Raw genomic sequence first — 1,866 nt, forward strand, 5'->3', positions numbered from 1 at the left:
TGATGGATAAGGCCACGTTTCTCGACTTCACAGTCGAGATCATCCGGCGGTCAGAGACAGCAAAAGGGTTTGAAATCCTGCCGCGTCGGTGGGTTGTGGAACGGACCTTCGGTTGGATGATCCGCTGGCGTCGCCTTGTGAAGGACTACGAACAGCGGATCGACGTCGCAGAGGCCATGATCCACATCGCCATGGGAAGCCTCATGCTACGCCGAAACGCTCATCCGTGAATTTCCAAAAGGGCTCTAAGCCTTCCTTAGTTCTTCTACTAATCATTTCACGCTCTTGTTGAGCTAAGAGAGCCATAATCCCGATTGTCATGACATTTGCATCAGGCATATCGCATGCAGTGAATGGAACATCTCCTCTTTGAAGTTGCAGAAGAAAAACTGCATCACGTGAGAGCCTGTCCAATTTTGCGATTAATAATGTAGCTCCATACAATCTGCATTGTTCCATTGCCTGGGTTAGCATTGGCCTATCGTTTTTCTTTCCAGATTCAACTTCTCGAAATTCTTTCAACAAGATACCATTTTTGTGATTAACATAATTCATAACGGTATCTTTTTGAGCTTGTAGCCCAAGACCTGATTCCTTTTGCTTCTTTGTAGAAACTCGATAATAACTAATAAATCTGTTCATATAATACTCCGTCAACGCCCGTAGAGGGTATTATACACAATTATATGCTATAATATTTATTAGGTCTTAAATGACTATAAAATGGAGATTATTTATGATAGATATTGAAGATAGAAAATATAGTGTGAAAATCATGTCTGATTATTTGGGGAGTCATGGATGGTGGCGTGCCGGTGATAATGTTGGAGATGAAAACAAACCATGTGAGCTGGTACTTTTTGATGATGGAGGATATGCACCTACTTTTTCTATAGTACTTCCCAAAAATGAGGGTCAGACGTTTAAGAAAGTTTGGGATGAATTAGAGCAGAACTATTATGCAACTTTTCCCGATTATGTTCGTCCCGACTTTGCTAAGTGGATGAAAAGATATGAATGCAATAACTCTTTAGAAATAAAAAGATAAAAGGAATCCTATTATGAGTGAATATAAGAATCCGTACACTTTATTCAAAAGGACAAACGAAACAGGAGAGCTTAGCTTAGAAGCACGTTTTAAAATAATAAGCTCTAGTTTTTTTCGTTCTGTTAATGAAGAAATTAATAAGCCTCATCCGACTTTGAAATCGGATGATTTAAATATGGATAAAATTAGACATGATATTTTCAATACGACCAATGAGGTCACTGAGCAATTAAAGAAATTCAAGTATCAAAAAAAGCAACTTGAAGAATCTCTTCAGAAGCAACAGTCAGAACGTCAAAGAGCTTTTGCTCAAAAAGGCATCAGAGGAAAAGACTTCGAGATTCCTCCCGAGACTATAGAACAATTAGAGAGGATTTCAGCACACATTGCTGAATGTGCGAGGTTCATAGCAGGAACAATTTTACACACATTTGGTCTTGCTCCTCCTCCTGGTCCATATCGTCCTTCATTAACGCCAGACCAGATGAAAGAGTTGGAAATACAACAATCTCAGGATGCGTTAATGCAGATAATATCTGCTGATGGTTCAGTTCGAGATAATGTTGAGAGGTAATCCCCCCATAAAAAGAGTGACTTTTGAATGAGAATTTTCTCAGCGTAAGAATTGAGGAGATTCTGATGAAGAGTGATCGCTTTACTGACGCCCAGATCATGGGTGTGATCCGCCAGGCTGAGGGCGGTGTCCCGGTTCCTGACCTGTGCCGGGAGCATGGGATTAGCAACGCCACGTTTTACCGGTGGCGCGCGAAATATGGCGGCATGGATGCTTCGATGATCAGTCAGATGAAGGCTTTGGA

At 41.0% G+C, this 1,866-nt stretch carries 5 protein-coding genes; 4 read left to right on the plus strand and 1 reads right to left on the minus strand.

The window, feature by feature from the left end; translation table 11 throughout:
• On the plus strand, nucleotides 1-230 hold a 230-nt coding region (locus tag KP703_RS15290), incomplete at its 5' end, for a transposase (protein WP_011251443.1).
• Here KP703_RS15290 and KP703_RS15295 read toward each other — a convergent pair.
• Nucleotides 202-642, minus strand: a complete 441-nt coding sequence (locus KP703_RS15295; protein ID WP_215755540.1) for a recombinase family protein — start codon at nucleotides 640-642, stop codon at nucleotides 202-204. The genes KP703_RS15290 and KP703_RS15295 overlap by 29 nt on opposite strands.
• A 94-nt stretch (nucleotides 643-736) precedes the next feature.
• Here KP703_RS15295 and KP703_RS15300 point away from each other — a divergent pair, with 94 nt between their 5' ends.
• The 3 genes from KP703_RS15300 to KP703_RS15310 all read left to right on the plus strand — a co-directional run.
• Nucleotides 737-1,048, plus strand: coding sequence for a hypothetical protein (locus KP703_RS15300; RefSeq protein WP_215755541.1), 312 nt, complete (start codon nucleotides 737-739; stop codon nucleotides 1,046-1,048).
• A gap of 13 nt (nucleotides 1,049-1,061) precedes the next feature.
• On the plus strand, nucleotides 1,062-1,622 hold the full coding sequence (locus tag KP703_RS15305; protein ID WP_215755542.1) for a hypothetical protein: 561 nt from the start codon (nucleotides 1,062-1,064) through the stop codon (nucleotides 1,620-1,622).
• Nucleotides 1,623-1,687: 65 nt separating this feature from the next.
• Nucleotides 1,688-1,866, plus strand: a 179-nt coding sequence (locus tag KP703_RS15310; protein WP_215755313.1) for a transposase, incomplete at its 3' end; no start/stop codon positions are given.

It is taken from the genome of Acetobacter sp. P5B1 (assembly GCF_018811985.1).
Taxonomy (GTDB): Bacteria; Pseudomonadota; Alphaproteobacteria; order Acetobacterales; family Acetobacteraceae; genus Acetobacter; species Acetobacter cerevisiae.